Origin of the sequence: Vibrio sp. HI00D65, assembly GCF_001635455.1 — a bacterium.
In the GTDB taxonomy this organism is placed as follows: domain Bacteria; phylum Pseudomonadota; class Gammaproteobacteria; order Enterobacterales; family Vibrionaceae; genus Vibrio.
The window spans coordinates 13020-30426 of the sequence record NZ_LWEH01000192.1; the positions used below are offsets into that span (position 1 = coordinate 13020).

A 17407-nucleotide genomic window follows, 5' to 3' on the forward strand; every position below is an offset into this window, starting at 1 on the left:
CTTCTGGTGAGGGTATTTTATTTAAAATTTAACAACTGATTCGACTATATTGTGGATTATCAACGAATGCTGACGCTGATACGCTTTGGTGTATTCGAGCACGCTCTGTGCTTGTAGACTGGAGAGACCAATATGAAATATGAGGGAAAAGTATATCGTTACTGAGACAATTCAATTTAACACCCTCGATTTTGTAGGGGGATGTTGTAAATTTGTGAGTCTAAATTGTCTATATTCTATGCTGTGTACTGGATCTCATTTGTTATTTGAGTCCCTTGCTAAGCTTAATGATGAACATGTAATACCAATCACTTTAATCAACCGAAGAGGTTTCTATGCTAGGTGAAAATCACTCTCTTGTTCACGAATTTCCTGAAATGAAAGACAAAATTGCTGAGCTTGCTAAAACTGATGATGGCTTTGCAACAGACATGAAGACATACGACAACCTTGATAAAGAGATTCGTAAACTTGAGCTGAAAGATTCACCCATTGATGATGGCTCAATGCACCAACTGAAGCACGACCGTTCTGTGCTGAAAGATGCGTTATATGCTCGCTTGAACAGCTAATGGACGACAGCTTTTAGATATCGACAATAAAAACTCCTTCGGGAGTTTTTTTGTTTGTAAGAGATGGCGCTTGCTCAAGTGATTGGGTGTGGTTTGATTACCTGGTAATAAAAAAGCTTAGCGCGGGGGACGCTAAGCTTGGTTATTAATCAGGTTTTTGAAATGTGCTTGTTGGCTGGTATTAGCCTACTTGAGAAAAGCTTACCACTTTACGTTGTAGCTTCTCTTTTAAGTAGTCAGACAATGCTTGTTGCTCAGATTCGCTCATGTACAAGCCAAGCTTGGTTCTGCGCCATAAGATGTCTTCTTCTGTCATTGCCATCTCTTGGTTGATCAAGTAATCAATCTCAGCTTGGTAAACACCGTGTGCTTCGCTTGAGAACTGGATACCAAGGTCCGATTCACACGTAGCGCCTTCAAGTAGATGCCATGTGTAAGTGCCAAATTGGGTCACGTAACGAAGCAGCAGTGCTTCTGATGCCCAAGGGTATTTCGTGTGCATCATTGTGGCAAGCTGTTCGCGGCTGCAGCTGAAGTTACCACCCGGTAGCGTGTCGTTAGCTGTCCAAGGTGCCCCCATATGTTTCAGGTAAGGTTCTAGCTTGTTTACAGCTGCTTCACCGAGCTTACGATAAGTGGTTAGTTTGCCACCGAAAATAGAAAGCAGTGGCGCTTGGTCAAATTCAGCATCTAATTCTAATGTGTAGTCACGGGTTATTGCTTGTGGTGAGTCAGATTCATCATCGCAAAGCGGTCTCACGCCACTGAAAGTCCACACTACATCGTCACGCTCTAGTTGCTTAACAAAATGCTGGTTTACAATATCAATTAAGTAATCAACTTCTACATCGTCGATAGCTACTTCGCGAGGATCGCCTTTGTATTCAAGATCGGTTGTACCGATGAGTGAGAACTTATCTAAGTAAGGGATCATGAACACGATGCGGTTATCTTTATTTTGTAGAATGTATGATTGTGGTTCGTCATGAACACGCGGGACCACAATGTGTGAGCCTTTGATTAGGCGAATATTACGCGGTGATGTTTGCTCCAAACCATCATCAAAGAACTGTTTCACCCAAGGGCCAGCTGCGTTGACCAACGCTTTCGCTTTGCGCTCAAAACGTTGGTTTGTCATCACATCAAGAATAGTTACATGCCAAATGTCGCCTTCACGGTGTGCTTTTTCAACTCGGCAGTAGTTGCGTACTTCTGCGTTGTTTTCTTTCGCTGCCAACACGTTCAGTAATACCATACGCGCATCATCTACCCAGCAGTCTGAGTATTCGAAACCTGTTTTCATTTCTGGTTTCAGCAAACCTGATTGAGCCAAGTTCACCGTTTTACTTCCAGGAAGAGTCGTACGTTTGCCCAAGTTGTCGTAAAGGAACAAGCCACAGCGAATCATCCAAGCTGGGCGTAAAAATGGACGGTGCGGTAAACGGAAACGCATTGGTTGTGCAACATGAGGTGCTTTTCTCAGCAACACTTCACGTTCTGCGAGTGCTTCTGAAACTAAACGAAACTCGTAATGTTCAAGGTAACGTAAGCCACCGTGGATTAGCTTTGAACTTGCAGAAGACGTCGCAGAGGCGAAATCATTTGCTTCGTATAAACCAACGTTTAGACCACGACCAGCAGCATCTGCCGCGATACCCGCACCATTGATGCCGCCGCCAATAACGATTAAGTCTAGAGTTGAAGATGTACTATTGTTTGAATTAGTTTGTTGAGCACTCATGGTTTTGACCTCTTTCTGAGCGAACGAGCATTTTAGAACATAGTTTAATCCTATATTAACTTTCGTTTTCGGTCATTTATTATTTTCGTTTATGCGCGTTTTATGTGATTTGCACATAAAAAAACCTTCGTTTATGACAGCGAAGGTTCCAAATAACTTTTATTCGAGCATAGAAGTGATACTGATCATGTTCAAGTACGACTTTCTAAGTAACAAAAGAGCCTATTATCGACAGAGTGATCTATCAATGGTGAGCTCTTCTAATGAACATGATTTCTGAGCGTTTTTTTATTCGTCCGACGCTAGTGGTTGAGAAGCAGTCTCGATCACTTCTAGTGGGATCGATGAATCCTTGAGGATGTTCAGGATCTCTTCTGGTGGTTGTTTATTCGTGAATACCATGTGTGCTTGAGAGATGTTACCCAGCTTCACCATTGCGTTACGACCAAACTTACTGTGGTCGACTGCCAGGAAGATGCTACGGCTGTTTTCAATGATGGCTTGCTTCACTCGAACTTCATGGTAGTCAAAATCAAGCAGTGAGCCGTCAAAGTCGATACCGCTGATCCCTAGAATGCCGAAGTCGAGGCGGAACTGCTTTACGAAATCGAGTGTTGCTTCACCCACGATGCCACCATCACGGTTTCTTACTTCACCACCTGCCAAGATAACTTTTATCTCTGGGTTTGGTAAAAGGATACTGGCAACGTTGATGTTGTTAGTCACGACTCTGAGTTGTTTGTGGTTTTTGTTCAGCGCGCGTGCCACGGATTCTGGTGTGGTGCCGATATCAACGAACAAGGTTGCACCATCTGGAATGTGTTTTACCAGCTCGTCGGCAATCACATCTTTTTCATTGAAGTTAAGCGCTTTACGCGTGTTGTAAGAGGTGTTTTCTGAGCTAAGAGGAATAGTAGCACCACCATGATAGCGACGGATTTTATTGCTATCAGCCAGCTCATTGAGATCTCGTCTGATGGTTTGTGGGCTAACATCGAACTTCTCTACGAGCTCTTCGGTGCTCACATATCCTTGTGTTTTTACCAGGTCTACAATCTGCTGGTGTCTTGGTATTTGCTTCACTTAACTTACCACTCCCTGCGCGCTGCAATACTTTAGCGCACCTAATTCTAAATATTACGTCGCGCTATTGTGCTCGAATTGATACTCAGAGAGAAGTAATGATGGTAAGGAATTATGTCTAAAGCGCAAAAACGTTGATCAAAACATGAAAAAAAGGCCCCAAACGCAAAAAAGAGCACAAAATAGTGCTCTTTTTAGTTTCGTTTACTGAGGAACGAACAATTCAATCGAAAAGAGAGTGATTATTCGAACGCTCGATTTTACTCTTCGTCGTCATCGTGCAGTTCAGACCAAACTTGTGCACACTTGATAGCACGTTTCCAACCTTTGTAACGGCGGTTACGTTTCTCTTCATCGTGGTGTGGCAAGAAAGTACGGTCTAGTACTGCTTTGTCTTGAAGCTCATCGATGCTGTCCCAGAAACCAACCGCCAGACCAGCAAGGTATGCTGCACCCAGAGCCGTTACTTCAGTTACTTCAGGACGGTGAACTTCTGTATCTAGCACGTCTGATTGGAACTGCATTAGGAAGTTGTTCGCTACTGCACCGCCATCAACACGTAGGTTTGCTAGCTTGATGCCAGAGTCCGCTTGCATCGCATCCAGTACGTCACGAGTTTGGTAAGCAATACCTTCCAGTGTTGCACGGATGATGTGGTTAGAGTTAACACCACGAGTTAGGCCAACAATCGTACCGCGAGCGTAAGCATCCCAGTATGGTGCGCCTAGACCAGTAAATGCAGGAACAACGTAAACACCGTTTGACGTATCGACTTTAGTTGCGAAGTATTCAGAATCTTCTGCGCCAGCCAGTAGTTTCATTTCATCACGTAGCCATTGGATAGATGCGCCACCCATGAATACCGCACCTTCAAGTGCGTAAGCTGGTTCGCCTTTAGGACCACATGCTAATGTCGTTAATAGACCGTTCTTCGATGTTACTTTCTCTTGGCCTGTGTTCATCAGTAGGAAACAGCCCGTGCCGTATGTGTTTTTCGCTTGGCCAGCTTCAACACACATTTGACCGTAAAGCGCTGCTTGTTGGTCACCCGCAATACCCGCGATTGGAATACGAGTACCACCTTTACCACCAAGGTTCGTTTGGCCGTAAACTTCAGAAGAGCGTTTCACTTCAGGCATCATAGATGCTGGAATACCCATCTCGTCTAGTAGCTTGCTGTCCCAGCATAGGTCATTGATGTTAAACAACATAGTACGTGATGCGTTAGTGTAATCCGTAACGTGTACACGGCCTTGAGTCATCTTCCAAACCAACCAAGTATCAACCGTACCGAACAGTAACTTACCTGCTTCAGCGTCTTCGCGAGCACCTTCAACGTTGTCTAGAATCCATTTTACTTTTGTACCTGAGAAATACGGGTCAAGGACTAAACCTGTATTGTCACGTACGTAGTCTTCTAGGCCGCGTTCTTTAAGTTCTTCACAGATTTCTGCAGTACGACGACATTGCCATACGATAGCGTTGTATACCGGTTTGCCAGTCTCTTTGTTCCAAACGATAGTGGTTTCACGTTGGTTAGTGATACCGATACCCGCTAGCTCGTCGCTGCGAATACCTGCTTTTGCTAGAGCTTCAACCAATGTAGAGCTTTGAGTCGCCCAGATTTCCATTGGATCATGCTCAACCCAGCCAGCCTTTGGATAAATTTGAGTAAATTCTCGTTGAGAAGAGCTTACGATGTTTGCATCGTGATCGAGGATTACAGCGCGAGAGCTTGTAGTGCCTTGGTCTAGGGCAACAATGTATTTTTGCTCGGTCATGGTAAGAATCCTTTTTGTTCCGTTATTTATATTTTAGTAAATTTAAGGTCGCTTGGGGGTTAAGCTTGAGCTTGTTCAGCTTCTTCCTCTGTTCCACATTGGTTTGGAATTGTGCAGCCTTGGCCTTCCACTGGTAGGTGAGCACCGATAACACGCGGGTACAACCAGCCACCAAAACACGCACCAGCAATAGGAGCAAGAATTGGAACGATGAAGTAAGGAATATCACGAGCACCGGTTAATGCAAAATCCCAACCTGCAAAGTAAGCGAAAAGTTTTGGTCCGAAGTCACGTGCTGGGTTCATCGCAAAGCCAGTTAGTGGACCTAATGAGCCACCAATTACCGCGATAAGAATACCGATCAGTAGAGGGTTCATTGGGCCGCGTGATGCACCATTGTTTTCGTCACCCAGTGCCAGAATGGCAAACATCAATACTGCAGTAATCACGAATTCCACAGCAAAAGCGCCGAAGAAAGAGAGTGAAGCATGTGGGTAAGTCGAGAAGATACCAGCAGTTGATAGTGCGTCTTGGCTGCTACGAACAAAGTTATGAGCAATTTCGTAATCGGTGAACAAGTTGCTGTATAGGCTGTAAACCAAAGCTGCAGAGCAGAAGGCACCAAGTAATTGAGAGATGATGTAAGGCACAACTTTCGCCTTATCAAATCCATGGAACATGGCTAACGCAATAGTTACTGCAGGGTTTATGTGTGCGCCAGAAACGCCAGCTGTACAGTAAATTGCGATAGATACGCCGAAGCCCCAGATGATACTAACTTCCCATTGTCCGAATGTTGCACCTGTCAATACCAGTGCAGCCACACAGCCAACGCCAAAGAAGATGAGCAGGCCAGTACCGATAAATTCGGCGAGGCATTGCCCAAATAAAGAAGGTTGTTTGTTTGTTGTCATGTTCGAGTCCTTGTTATTTTTGCTTATCTAGCACGCGTATTGTGCATAAATTTGCGAACTCGAAAATAAACGAGCATTAGAAATGAGCGTTTGAGCATGGAATTGTTAATTAAACTGGCTTGAAATGTTAAACCGAACACTTTTGCTCGAAAAAGAAGCTTCTATGGACGCTATTGCGCGAATGTATGTCTTGTGAGGTCGCTAAAAGTACCTGTATGTAAGCAGATGCACAACTGGTACGAGGAGTTGATGGCTGGATTTGTGATGATGATTCGAGAGTGGTGGTTTATTAAACTTGGATCTTGTGGACTTATCCGGGCTCTCAAATGTTGGAAAAGCGTTAACAAACAGGAATGTTCTTACGTTATGACTAAAAAATGCCAGATCCATACTGAATCTGGCAATTCGCTTGGTCTATCGCTCAGTGGTGATATTTGAGCGAATTGGTGACTTAATTGAGAGCGCTAACTTTGCCTTGTGTTACAAAGTAGTCTCTTAACGCCTCCCGTTGACTTGATTTTATCTAAAACACGCTCGAAAGGGCCAGTATTGCTATGGCTTGAACAAGCATTGAAAGGCCTATTTCACCAAACATAAGCTGGATGAGACTTAAACTGGATGAACTAGAATAAAGAAAAGGCTCACTAATTACTTTGTGAGCCTTTCTGTTTAAAGCGATACACGAATTTCTAGTTCGTAGATTTCACTACTAAACCGTTGTAGTACTTGTCTTTCATCTTAAGTGCAACGTTCACTAGGTAAATCAGCACTGGAACTTCAATCAGTGGCCCAATAACGCCTGCAAATGCTTGATCTGAGTTGATACCGAATACAGAGATTGCAACCGCAATCGCTAGTTCAAAGTTGTTACCTGTTGCTGTAAATGCAATTGATGCGTTCTTGTCGTATTCAATGCCCATCTTCTTACCAATGAAGAAGCTGATGAAGAACATCGCAGTGAAGTAGATAGTCAGTGGAACAGCTATCAATAGAACGTCCATTGGCAGCTCAACAATCATTTCACCTTTCAGGCTGAACATCAGAACGATAGTTGCTAGTAGTGCAATAAGCGTCGTTGGAGAAATGCGCGGAATGAACACGTCGGTGTACCATTGTTCACCTTTCATCGACACAAGGATCTTACGGCTTAAGAAGCCTGCTAAGAATGGGATACCTAGGTAGATAAGTACGCTGTGTGCAATATCGATCATTGAGATATCAACCAGCATGCCTTCGTAACCGAATACTGGAGGAAGAACGCTGATGAACAACCACGCCATAAAGCTGTAGCTAACAACTTGGAACGCACTGTTCAGAGCAACCAACGCGGCACCGTATTCTTTGTTACCGCCACCGATGTCGTTCCAAACTAGAACCATTGCCACACAACGAGCAAGGCCAATTAGAATCACGCCGACCATGTAACCAGGGTGATCACCTAAGAAAGTCAGTGCCAATACGAACATTAGAATTGGGCCAACAAACCAGTTCATGATCAAAGAGAGCTTGATGGCTTTCTTATCTTTTACCACGGTGCCTAGCAGGTTGTAGTTAACCTTAGCCAGAGGTGGATACATCATTAAGATAAGACCAATAGCAAGTGGAATGTTGGTGGTGCCAACGGACATTGAATCGTTCCACTGTTCGATCTGTGGGAATAGGGTACCCAGCAGTACACCAAGGCCCATGGCGATGAAGATCCATAGTGTTAAGTAGCGATCTAGAAAACCTAACTTTGGTTTCATGGTAATCTCTCTTTATTGAAATCGTAAATCGTCGAAAAACGATTAGTTATGAAAAAAAAAACGCTTAAAAGTAAAGGCTATCAAAGCCAATCATTCAAGCGTGAACTTCTATTTTAAAATGCTGTTAAATACCGATTCGAAGCGTTGAATATTTTCGCGGTCGATGCGGTAACACATCTTTGGCGGAATAGACTCAGCGGTAATGAAGCCTGAGTTTTTTAATATTCTTAAGTGTTCTGACACTGTTGATTGAGCTAAACCTAATTCACTCACCAGATCACTGTTTAAGCAGCCGCCTGACTTTTCTAGTGCAGACAAGATGCTAAGTATGCGAATTCGAGCTGGATGCGCGAGTGATTTTGCTAACGCTGCCATTTCTTTTTCTGCTTCTGCATTACTCGGCGGAAGAGGTAGAGAACAGCTTTCTGTTGCTTGGCATGTTGCAGTCATACTTAGGTGGCTCACTTAATTCTAATCGTAAAAAGACGATTAATGGTAAGCCTATTTTTTTTAGCGGTCAATGTGAATTTTAAAAGTCGCCTTAAATTGACCAGCCTAGCTCGTTGTTTTGATGACGCTTGATATCCGATCAGTTATCTAATTGAAATCCTATTAGACATTAACAAGATCTAAGATTTAGGCAAATAAACCGACCGAAAAGCATTTCACTCACTCGCTACTCTAGCGATATAATCGAACGCAGAACCGTTACCCAAGATAACGAAAAATCATAATTTACAATTTTATTTATATTTATAGGTAAGCTCTGAAATGCCACAACAGAACATCAAATTTATCGCTGCTGATATGGACGGCACTCTGCTTAATGAACACGGAAAATTAGACCCAGAATTTTTTAACCTCTACGAGCGACTAGAAGCTCAAGAAATTATCTTTGCTGCTGCGTCGGGTCGTCAGTACTACAGTTTAATGGAAACTTTTGCTCCTATTAAAGATCGCATGATGTTTGTTGCTGAAAACGGCACATTAGTGATGCATAAAGGTGAAGAACTTTACAGCTGCTTGCTAGATACAGATGCCATCAAAGAAATCATTAAAGAAGCGCGTGCTATCGAAGGCGCTCATATTGTGCTATGTGGTAAGAAGTCGGCGTACATCGAAACCAAAGATGAGCGTGCTCTAGAGGAAATCTCTAAGTACTACCATCGCCGTGAGCAGGTAGAAGATCTGCTGGCGGTTGAAGATGAGTTTATCAAGGTTGCTATTTGCCACTTTGATGGCTCACAAGAGAGAGTAAACCCAAGCATCGACGCTAAGTTTGGTGAAAATTACCAAGTGGTTGTAAGCGCAAAAATTTGGTTGGATGTGATGAATGCTGAGGCTTCAAAAGGGGCGGCAATTAAGCATCTCCAGAACACATTAGGTTTTACTTACGAACAGACCATGAGCTTTGGCGACTACCTAAATGATTACGAGATGCTTAAAGAAAGTTACCACTCATATGCGATGGAAAACGCACATCCAAAACTGAAAGAGATAGCTCGTTTTAGTGCGCCAAGTAATGTTGATACGGGTGTATTCCAAGTGTTGGAGAAGCTTCTCGCGTAACGTTTGAAATCCTTTTTAGCTTTATATCAAAGCCGACTCACTAACATGATTCGGCTTTTTTTGTTGGTAATCTCGAATTTGAAAACTCGCCTTAACATTGATTCGCTAGGGTACACTCCGGCTTGATTTGTCTGCCAAGTTAACCCATCCAAAATGTGGCAGCCAGAACCACGGCCCCAGCAATGGTAAAACCATAAATAATCGCATCGGCTTGCGCCAATACGGTAATCAACACATAATTTAGGCTCTTAGTTAAGGTGGCGAACAGCGCAAGTCCTCCATCTAATACCTTAGCCAAATTCTGTATCTGCTTCATGTTTGATGCCTCGTACGTTATCAAGCATGAGCGTTTTTCCAAACCCTCTAGCCATTTATTCCCATAAACACTTTGCATTTGAAACCGTCAGAGTGTCCAATATCGGTTAAGACTAAATTGACCAAAAACCTTATACTTTAAGGTGTTAAATGAGGGCTTTGCTTCATGCGTAAATCAGACAAGAAGATCGAAAATCAAATTAGAGATGTGCTAACTGACGTTTGTGAAGATACGTTGAAAGGCTACGACGGTTTTCTTTGGGTGACTCATACGGTCAACTTCTCATCTTTTCCTCAAAGCTTAAAAATCGTTTGTGTGTTCGATAGCAATCAAGATAAAACGAATTTCTTAGAGGCCGATGGTCAGCAACATGTGGCTTCAGTTATTCAAAGCGCATTCAATCGAGGCGGGATTAAGCTGAAGAACATTGATAAGCACTTAAGCTTCGATACACAAGAAAATTGCGACCGTGACCACCAAGGCAAGTGGAGTTTAAGGCTGTAATTCTGTCCCCAGAACATCTTGATACTCGATCAACAGTTACGGATTTTGGTGGTGTTGCTTTGGAAGCACCACAACTCCTCTCTATCCAAAGTTCTCATTTTGAGAATAAATGCTATCTCAATTTCAACACTATTGGTACCACTAGCGATTGCTTCTATGCTTTTTCTAATTCAAGGTTCAGCAACTTCAAGGTTCAGCAACGGTACCAATGATGGTTGCAGCAACGATGATAATACCATTGGTTGAAATAATTAGCCTTGATATCGCACCTCATGACTCTTACTTCCATATCATAAACCCTACTCTTGGTATTACTGATTTAACCGATAAAATCAAGATTTGGTCAGTTTCATCCACTATTGCGTGGGCAATTGGCGCATCTGTCATCATGATTTTAAACTTAGTGTTTGGTAAGGGTGGCACGATACTCGACCCATTAGTGCCAATTGTTGTACTTGGTGTGATTGTGGTTTGGTTAAATTTAAAGAGAAGTCACAAGTAAAAGCTTCAGCAGCAATCTAACACGGTATCTCTGGTTATACTGCCCCTATCGTTTGATTGGCTTATCGATCACTTATAGGGGCTTATTGGAACTGCGGGTTATGAGAATAGTTATTGCACCAGACTCATTTAAAGAGTCATTAGACGCTGTATTTGTGGCGAAATGTATTGAAAATGGATTTCGAGAAGTGTTTCCTAATGCAGAGTATGTCGCACTTCCTTTGGCTGATGGTGGTGAGGGCACGGTGGATGTTTTGCTGCAAGGCTTAGCAGGGAAAAAGCGAGTAACCCGGGTTGAAGGGCCGTTGGGTGAACTTGTAAACGCAGAATGGGCGATGCTTGAGCCATCCACACGAACCTCGAAAAAAACAGCACTGATTGAGATAGCGGCTGCGTCGGGTTTAGATTTACTAACGCCAGAGCAGCGTGATCCGCTGATGGCTTCTTCATACGGTACAGGTCAGCTCATTTTAGAAGCGATACAGCAGGGCGCTCAAACGATCATTCTTGGCTTGGGCGGCAGTGCAACCAACGATGGCGGCGCGGGGGTTGTTCAAGCGTTAGCAGGGAAGTTGCTCAATAGTAAAGGGCAGGAGCTCAGCCGAGGTGGTGCCGCGTTATCGGAGTTAGCTTCTATTGATTTAGCTGACATAGATTCGCGCTGCACGGATATCGAACTGATTGTCGCGTGCGATGTTGATAATCCGTTATGCGGTGATAACGGTGCCAGCCATATATTCGGCCCCCAGAAGGGAGCAACTCCGGAACAAGTTTTGATGCTTGATAAGGCCCTTGCTCACTTCGCTCAAGTTTCTGAGTCACAAGGCTGTGTTGAAGGTAAACAGTCGATTTACGAACGTACCGGTTATGGTGCGGCTGGTGGTACACCGATGGGGCTAAGTTTGTTATTCAACATGCAGATTAAACCGGGCATTGAGATGGTGCTTGATGTATTACAAGCCGATGAGATATTGAAAGGAGCGGACCTTGTGATTACGGGGGAAGGGCAGATGGACAATCAAACTCTACAAGGAAAAACACCTTATGGGATTGCTAAACGAGCGAGTTTACACGGTATACCCACGATTGGAATAGCAGGCTCTTTGGGAATTCAAGTTGAGGCTTTGTATGGTGACATGGCCTGTCTATTCGGAACCGTACGTTCTCCCCAGCCCCTTGAACAAGTGCTGCAAGAAGCCGAATTGAACCTAACCAGAACCGCAAGAAACATTGCATCAACGCTGAAATTAGGTCACACAATTCTCAAATAAAACATGGTTTGGTGCCAGGCATAGGTATGAGGCGACCAATATTGACGCTCAATAAATAGCAGTGTTGACCGCTTATAAAAATGCCCCGTAGTAATGGCAGGCTAATACCTGGGGTGAACCATCACCGAACGGGGCTAAAGAAGTTACAGTTAAAAATCTGTATTCTGTAACTCTAAAACGCTTAGCTAGACTTCGGCAACGTTACGCACGGAACCCATATGGCATATAAGCATAGAGCTGATCTTGAGCATTTCCTCTCTTTACCTTCAAAGGTGAATTAGATGTATTGCACAAGTAGTCAGTAATCATCTCTTGGTTTAGCGTTTTAAATTTCTTACTAACCATGCGCCCATCGACTAATGAGTGGCTAAGACCTAAATCTCCTTGTTGAATATAAACGAGATTATCATTCGCATAGCGGTATTCAATAGCCGGCTGATTAGGAATATTCTGTCTGCTCATGCGCCCAGCAACATCATATTCGTAGCTTGTTAATTCCTGCATTTGCGCATTAAAGACTTTTACTAGCTCTCCATACTTATTGTAGCTGAATTGTTTCCCTTCTTGGTCCTCTGTCAGCGATCCGTGAACGTTGTATTTCCCTTCTAAATTAACATTAGTGTAGGCAGGGTTACTATGTTCAATAGAGTACAATTGTGTTGGGTAATCTGGGTTATACGTATACACGGAGACATTGCTCGTTTGGTCTTGCATGTCACTGAGCACTTTCCTGGTATTACCAAAGTCATCAAATATGAAGTGCTGTTGTAAAATAGCTTTGCCGATCTCATCTTTAGGCAATAAATCCGGAGTACCTGATGCAGAATAATTCACCAAACGTCGCATGGCATCGTATTCAAAAAATTCAACCAGTTCTTGGGAACCTAGACGCGTTACTTTATTCTCGAGCAAACCATCTTTAGTGTAATGCTCGATTTCTTGTAAAACGTCTTGACCTTGCTCGGTCTTCGTTACCATCATCTCGGGAAGACCGGAGTAGTCATACGTAATTGTTGTTGGGGTTGCACCCGTGATTTCAACTCTCTGTGGTCTAGAGAAAGGATCAAAATTTAAGTACCGTGCAACGTTTATTCCATCATCAACCGTTTCAATTCGTTGAAAATCATCGTAAGTAACAATATCATAATTATCACCAGCGACGGAGCTCGCAAGTATTTTACCTAGCAAGGTGTAATCATAGCTATTTGTCACACCATCGATTTTCTCGCTTGCCACTAAACCATCAAATCGATGCGTATATTCTACAGATGAACCCGTTTCTTCATCGTAAGCTTCTTCAATTAACCCTCTAAGGTTCGGGTTTTGCACTTTAGCTCCTGTCCTTTTATAGAGATTAAATTCAGGATCATATTCAGTATCTAAAACGGTCCCATCCGGGCAAGTCACTTGATAATGCTGCATACTACCGGGGCGATAACTTAGGGTGGAAACACTATTGTTTATGGTTTGTTTACGTAAGCGAGCGAAAGCATCGTAGTCATTTTCCCCTAATAGTGATCGGTTGATAGAGATTGATTTAACACAATCTTTTCCAACTAGGTCAGGCGCATACACAATGTCTTTGGTTATTTCACGTTGCTCTCCTTCTGCATCGATATAACTTTTCGTAGTATTTCTAATGCGGTCCAGCGCGTCGTATAGATAATTTGTTGTGACGCCAAAGCCATCTAAACTAGTACTTGGCTTCTCAAACATATCAACCGTTACTTCAGAATATGTAAGCAATTGATTATTTTTATCAAAGGTTTTCTCGATCTGTTTTCTATCAGCCAATATGAATTCGGTTTGTTTATACTCCCTTCCTTCAAGGCCAGAAGTCTCAGTCTGGGTAATGGGATTAAAATCACTAATTTGAACCGTTCCATCAGGTTGAATTGTCCGTGAAACATTCATCCACCCATCGTATTCATAGTTTGTTCGCAGTTGCCATGTTCGATTTTGTACTGATGCACCCGTTTGAATCGCCACCAGTGAAGTATCTATCATCGTCTGACTAATTTGTTGCCCTAGGGTGTTGTATTCTCTTCGTTCAACGACAAAATCACTCACAATGTCAGGTACCGTTATTTGAATCTCAGTCATGTTACCTAAGCCATCGAAATAACTTCGTTTAGTATTATTGAATTGATCTCGCATTAGGGTCATTGACTGCTCATCAAAATATTCATACTCACGAGCACATTCATAGACACTATTAGGACTGCTGATTTCTTTTTTTAACCGCCCATCTGGATAATATTCCATTTTTGTAATGGATCCAGAATCATCAATCAATAATTTTTGTCCAGTGTATTGATCTAGTTCTAGCGAAAGATAGGATTCTTCACCGGGTAGACTATCTGCAGTTGTTGTGCATTTGACATACAAAGTTGAGTCATTATCAAGGTACGCAAATTCTTGTTTGGTACACTTCTGATCACTTTTTATAATTTGTCGAGAAAGAAGTCTTCCTTGGTCTACATTAGTTCGGTGGTAATCAAACTCAATGCTGGTATGAGAGTATGGGCTACTATCTGACAATAAATAAATAGAGTTATTGATCGCGGTATATTTTTTGACAGACACTTCGCGAATACTTGTTGCTTCATCAATCGTATTGAGATCGGTGACGGACTGCTTTTTTAAGAAAAAGATGAAATCTTCATATTTTGGACATCCTTCAACTTTATCAATACGGGTATCATAGTATTCATAGTCAATTCTGACATTCTGAACATGATCTATTTCAGAAAGCACATTACCAAATTCATCGTAATCGTATTCGTAAGTTTCAGTAAATCTGGCTTTAGTCAGATCACTATAGGTTTTCTCAATCTTATTCGCTAACTTAAAGCGCCCTTCCTGATCAGAGATGTCAACATCGTCATTGAGATAATAGTGGTATTTTTCAGCCTGAGTACACTCCTTATAGATTTTCTTTTGCTCTCTGAGGTTATGAAACTTATCATATATACACTCAACCACACTTTCTTGATTATCATGGTCTGTTTCCGTCACGATAACCTTGTAGAAGTATGGCTTAATGATGGAGTAGGTGGGATCGCTGCCGCGCGTATTGGAGATATCAGCCTTGTATCCATAAGCGTTGTAATCTTTTTTGTATTGATAATCACTAGAGTCATCGACAGGGGGCTTAAAATCGTAGGTTGTACGTTTTAACGTTCTACCATTAAACTCGATACTATGTTGTTTGACCACAGCCATTAATTTGCCTTTATGATCTTTGAGGGCCTCTCCCGAACGTTCTCCATGATCAACAGACTGTAAAGCGCCGTTAGGTGAAGTAATACTGTCAATAAGGTGGTATTTCACATTGGTCGAAAAATGCACAGATAGCTCATATTTCGGTTGGTCACGATATTGTGATGATTGAGAGTATGGTGTGCTCACTTCAATTTTTTTAAAACTAGAATTAATGTAGGTATAAATATAGTAACGGCCAGATAAAAGAGTTAACTCTCTGCCACTCCTATTTGAAGTGCGCTCTATAGATAGGTATTCAACGTCGTTATCGTCGACAATCTGTTCTAATTTTGTACCATTCCATTCTAAATGAAGGGCATTTCCAGCTGAATCGCGTCTTTTAGACAAAAATGCATAATCCGCTTTTGGCGTCTTCTTAAACTCATCCACAGATCCATCATGATATTTTACTAAGAGCAATGAGCCAGTCTCGGTTATTTTAAAGTTACTAAGACACGCCTCAATGGGGTTGGCTAAATTATTATCGGAAAGTTTTACTGATACCCCTTGATCAGTATGTAAGATGGCATTAGTGCAATCAAAAAATGGTAGGCTAAACTTTAATCCTTCACCTAACCCCATATCGATAGATTTGAAGTGGTCAAAGCTTAGAGAAATATTGAGCTCTGGCCCTTTCAAATTGTTACCAACAATATTGACAACTCCAGTAGAGAAATCAAAAAAACCATTTCTTTCATTAACACTGCCAGAAACTAAATTTATATAATTGTTACTGTAACTAATATCAACATTATTACTCATTGTTCTTCTCCACCATTATTCTAAGATGTGTAAATACCCTGACGTATTTGTGAATTTATTGAAGCCGGGTTTGTTTCAGCACTCAGAATACTAGTTCTTGACAAGCCTGGGGCGCTGACTCTGTCTAAATATTGATTTGCGCTCATATTTGAAAGCGCAGCAAAGTTTTGATTAGATAACGTGGTTTCTTTTTCTGCTAGCGCGGTCGCTTTAATCGTAATACCAATACCGCCAGATCCGATAGCACCCACTTGATCAATCATCGTTTTTGCAGCGGTTAAACCTCCTTTCCAAGATGTCATACTTTGTCTTGGTGTGTAGGTCTTGATCATGCGGCTACCAAAAAAGCCACTCTCACCAAATTTCTCAATTTTATTAACGGTTTCAGGAGCCTTAAACACCACACCATTTTCATTTTTCATCGAGATTGGAGTAACTTTCTGTTGAGTATTAATAATCTTCTTGCCACTCTTCAACTCATCTGCTTCCAAAGCAATTCTGCGTGCTTTGACCTGACTTTTAGGCCTGAATTTAATATCCACCTTCAGCCTAGAATTCCCTAATTTGCCCTTTGAAAGCTTCGAAATGAATCCTGGGGCTTTAGTCCCTTGGTAAATCCCACCCGCGGCACCTACAGCTCCAGCAACTAAAGAAATACCAGTAAAAGCCCAAGAAGCGATGTCTAATTTATCAGCAACATCTGGGTTTATTTCTGCAACAACGGCTGAAGCAATAGTTAACCCACCGCTTATGGCACCCGCTGCAGAACCAATAACACCTGCAGCGACAGCCAGAGAGGTGCCTCCAGTAAATGGTGCGGCAACCGCCCCTGCGATACCGACTAAAACGGCAAAAATACCAAGCCCAAGTTTTAAGCCATCGAGATGACCACTCGGGTCACTTCGATTGATGGGGTCACCACTACAATACTGGTATGCATTGATGCCAGCTTCAGCAAAAGGGCTTAAAGAGTCTTGTGACATAAATCGGATCAATGTCGGGTTATAAGCCCGATATCCGTTACCAAGCATATAATTTCCAGTGACCGGATCGAGAGTTTCACCATTAAAGCCTGTAAATTCATGAGAAAATAAAGTGATAAGATCATTTTCATCTAGATTGAAAGTTTTCGCAAAAACACTTAATGCATTCAAAGAGCAAGTTGCAGTAATTGCGATAGAGACACTTCTACTCAGAAATTTTCTACGTGATATATTTGGATTTAATATAAATTCAGAGTCATAATTTTTCATGGTATTACCAATACTAATTTTATTATTAAAGTTATTATTTAAATAATTATAGATTTTATTAATCTCGAGTTGAGAAATATAAAATTATTCAAATCGAAGTCGAGGTATACCCGAGTGCTGATTAAGCTCTC

The 17407-nt window shown here is 42.1% G+C and carries 12 protein-coding genes and 3 pseudogenes; 6 read left to right on the plus strand and 9 right to left on the minus strand.

The features are described from left to right. Nucleotides 1-335 precede the first annotated feature (335 nt). Nucleotides 336-572, plus strand: a complete 237-nt coding sequence (locus A3712_RS15060; protein WP_004740376.1) for a YdcH family protein — start codon at nucleotides 336-338, stop codon at nucleotides 570-572. A gap of 181 nt (nucleotides 573-753) precedes the next feature. On the opposite strand, the gene glpD is transcribed toward A3712_RS15060, so the two are convergent. The 4 genes from glpD to A3712_RS15080 form a co-directional block, all read right to left on the minus strand. Further along, nucleotides 754-2313: a glycerol-3-phosphate dehydrogenase gene (glpD, locus tag A3712_RS15065; protein ID WP_063524097.1), complete on the minus strand. Its 1560-nt coding sequence runs from the start codon at nucleotides 2311-2313 to the stop codon at nucleotides 754-756. Between the two features lie 288 nt (nucleotides 2314-2601). Further along, the gene (locus A3712_RS15070; RefSeq protein ID WP_004740378.1) at nucleotides 2602-3396 is read right to left on the minus strand and encodes a DeoR/GlpR family transcriptional regulator; all 795 of its coding nucleotides are present in this window, start codon (nucleotides 3394-3396) and stop codon (nucleotides 2602-2604) included. A 260-nt stretch (nucleotides 3397-3656) separates the two neighbouring features. Beyond that, nucleotides 3657-5177 (minus strand): glycerol kinase GlpK, encoded by a 1521-nt coding sequence (gene glpK, locus A3712_RS15075; protein WP_063524098.1) that lies wholly within the window; start codon nucleotides 5175-5177, stop codon nucleotides 3657-3659. Between the two features lie 59 nt (nucleotides 5178-5236). Beyond that, nucleotides 5237-6091 carry an MIP/aquaporin family protein gene (locus A3712_RS15080; protein WP_063524099.1) on the minus strand — a complete coding sequence of 285 codons (855 nt, stop codon included), beginning with the start codon at nucleotides 6089-6091 and terminating at the stop codon, nucleotides 5237-5239. A 498-nt stretch (nucleotides 6092-6589) separates the two neighbouring features. On the opposite strand from A3712_RS15080, the pseudogene A3712_RS27410 reads away from it, so the two are divergent. Then, nucleotides 6590-6688, plus strand: a pseudogene (locus A3712_RS27410) (LysR family transcriptional regulator); the annotation flags it as partial. A gap of 92 nt (nucleotides 6689-6780) precedes the next feature. On the opposite strand, the gene arsB reads toward A3712_RS27410, so the two are convergent. Beyond that, nucleotides 6781-7836 carry an ACR3 family arsenite efflux transporter gene (arsB, locus tag A3712_RS15090; RefSeq protein WP_063524101.1) on the minus strand — a complete coding sequence of 352 codons (1056 nt, stop codon included), beginning with the start codon at nucleotides 7834-7836 and terminating at the stop codon, nucleotides 6781-6783. Nucleotides 7837-7944: 108 nt separating this feature from the next. Beyond that, complete coding sequence (locus A3712_RS15095) at nucleotides 7945-8286, minus strand: ArsR/SmtB family transcription factor (protein WP_063524102.1); 342 nt, start codon at nucleotides 8284-8286, stop codon at nucleotides 7945-7947. A gap of 321 nt (nucleotides 8287-8607) precedes the next feature. Between A3712_RS15095 and A3712_RS15100 the strand changes: the two genes are divergently transcribed. Then, nucleotides 8608-9405 (plus strand): Cof-type HAD-IIB family hydrolase, encoded by a 798-nt coding sequence (locus tag A3712_RS15100; RefSeq protein ID WP_063524103.1) that lies wholly within the window; start codon nucleotides 8608-8610, stop codon nucleotides 9403-9405. 139 nt (nucleotides 9406-9544) lie between these two features. On the opposite strand, the pseudogene A3712_RS27415 reads toward A3712_RS15100, so the two are convergent. Next, a pseudogene (locus tag A3712_RS27415) lies at nucleotides 9545-9691 on the minus strand (MFS transporter); the annotation flags it as partial. A 195-nt stretch (nucleotides 9692-9886) separates the two neighbouring features. Between A3712_RS27415 and A3712_RS15110 the strand changes: the two are divergent. From A3712_RS15110 to A3712_RS15120, 3 genes and pseudogenes are all read left to right on the plus strand, one after another. Continuing rightward, nucleotides 9887-10225, plus strand: a complete 339-nt coding sequence (locus A3712_RS15110) for a hypothetical protein (RefSeq protein ID WP_063524105.1) — start codon at nucleotides 9887-9889, stop codon at nucleotides 10223-10225. 105 nt (nucleotides 10226-10330) lie between these two features. Beyond that, nucleotides 10331-10747, plus strand: a pseudogene (locus tag A3712_RS15115) (GntP family permease); the annotation flags it as partial. Between the two features lie 80 nt (nucleotides 10748-10827). Beyond that, nucleotides 10828-11997, plus strand: coding sequence for a glycerate kinase (locus A3712_RS15120; protein ID WP_063524107.1), 1170 nt, complete (start codon nucleotides 10828-10830; stop codon nucleotides 11995-11997). A 201-nt stretch (nucleotides 11998-12198) separates the two neighbouring features. On the opposite strand, the gene A3712_RS15125 is transcribed toward A3712_RS15120, so the two are convergent. Continuing rightward, nucleotides 12199-16023, minus strand: coding sequence for a hypothetical protein (locus A3712_RS15125; protein ID WP_063524108.1), 3825 nt, complete (start codon nucleotides 16021-16023; stop codon nucleotides 12199-12201). Between the two features lie 20 nt (nucleotides 16024-16043). Continuing rightward, nucleotides 16044-17276 (minus strand): RHS repeat-associated core domain-containing protein, encoded by a 1233-nt coding sequence (locus tag A3712_RS15130; RefSeq protein ID WP_063524109.1) that lies wholly within the window; start codon nucleotides 17274-17276, stop codon nucleotides 16044-16046. Nucleotides 17277-17407: the final 131 nt, after the last annotated feature.

What these genes read in the sequence shown, in the direction of transcription:
- A3712_RS15060 (WP_004740376.1), top strand. Translation starts at nt 336, where the DNA reads ATGCTAGGTGAAAATCACTCTCTTGTTCACGAATTTCCTGAAATGAAA.
- glpD (WP_063524097.1), bottom strand. Translation starts at nt 2,313, where the DNA reads ATGAGTGCTCAACAAACTAATTCAAACAATAGTACATCTTCAACTCTA.
- glpK (WP_063524098.1), bottom strand. Translation starts at nt 5,177, where the DNA reads ATGACCGAGCAAAAATACATTGTTGCCCTAGACCAAGGCACTACAAGC.
- A3712_RS15080 (WP_063524099.1), bottom strand. Translation starts at nt 6,091, where the DNA reads ATGACAACAAACAAACAACCTTCTTTATTTGGGCAATGCCTCGCCGAA.
- arsB (WP_063524101.1), bottom strand. Translation starts at nt 7,836, where the DNA reads ATGAAACCAAAGTTAGGTTTTCTAGATCGCTACTTAACACTATGGATC.
- A3712_RS15095 (WP_063524102.1), bottom strand. Translation starts at nt 8,286, where the DNA reads ATGACTGCAACATGCCAAGCAACAGAAAGCTGTTCTCTACCTCTTCCG.
- A3712_RS15100 (WP_063524103.1), top strand. Translation starts at nt 8,608, where the DNA reads ATGCCACAACAGAACATCAAATTTATCGCTGCTGATATGGACGGCACT.
- A3712_RS15110 (WP_063524105.1), top strand. Translation starts at nt 9,887, where the DNA reads ATGCGTAAATCAGACAAGAAGATCGAAAATCAAATTAGAGATGTGCTA.
- A3712_RS15120 (WP_063524107.1), top strand. Translation starts at nt 10,828, where the DNA reads ATGAGAATAGTTATTGCACCAGACTCATTTAAAGAGTCATTAGACGCT.
- A3712_RS15125 (WP_063524108.1), bottom strand. Translation starts at nt 16,023, where the DNA reads ATGAGTAATAATGTTGATATTAGTTACAGTAACAATTATATAAATTTA.
- A3712_RS15130 (WP_063524109.1), bottom strand. Translation starts at nt 17,276, where the DNA reads ATGAAAAATTATGACTCTGAATTTATATTAAATCCAAATATATCACGT.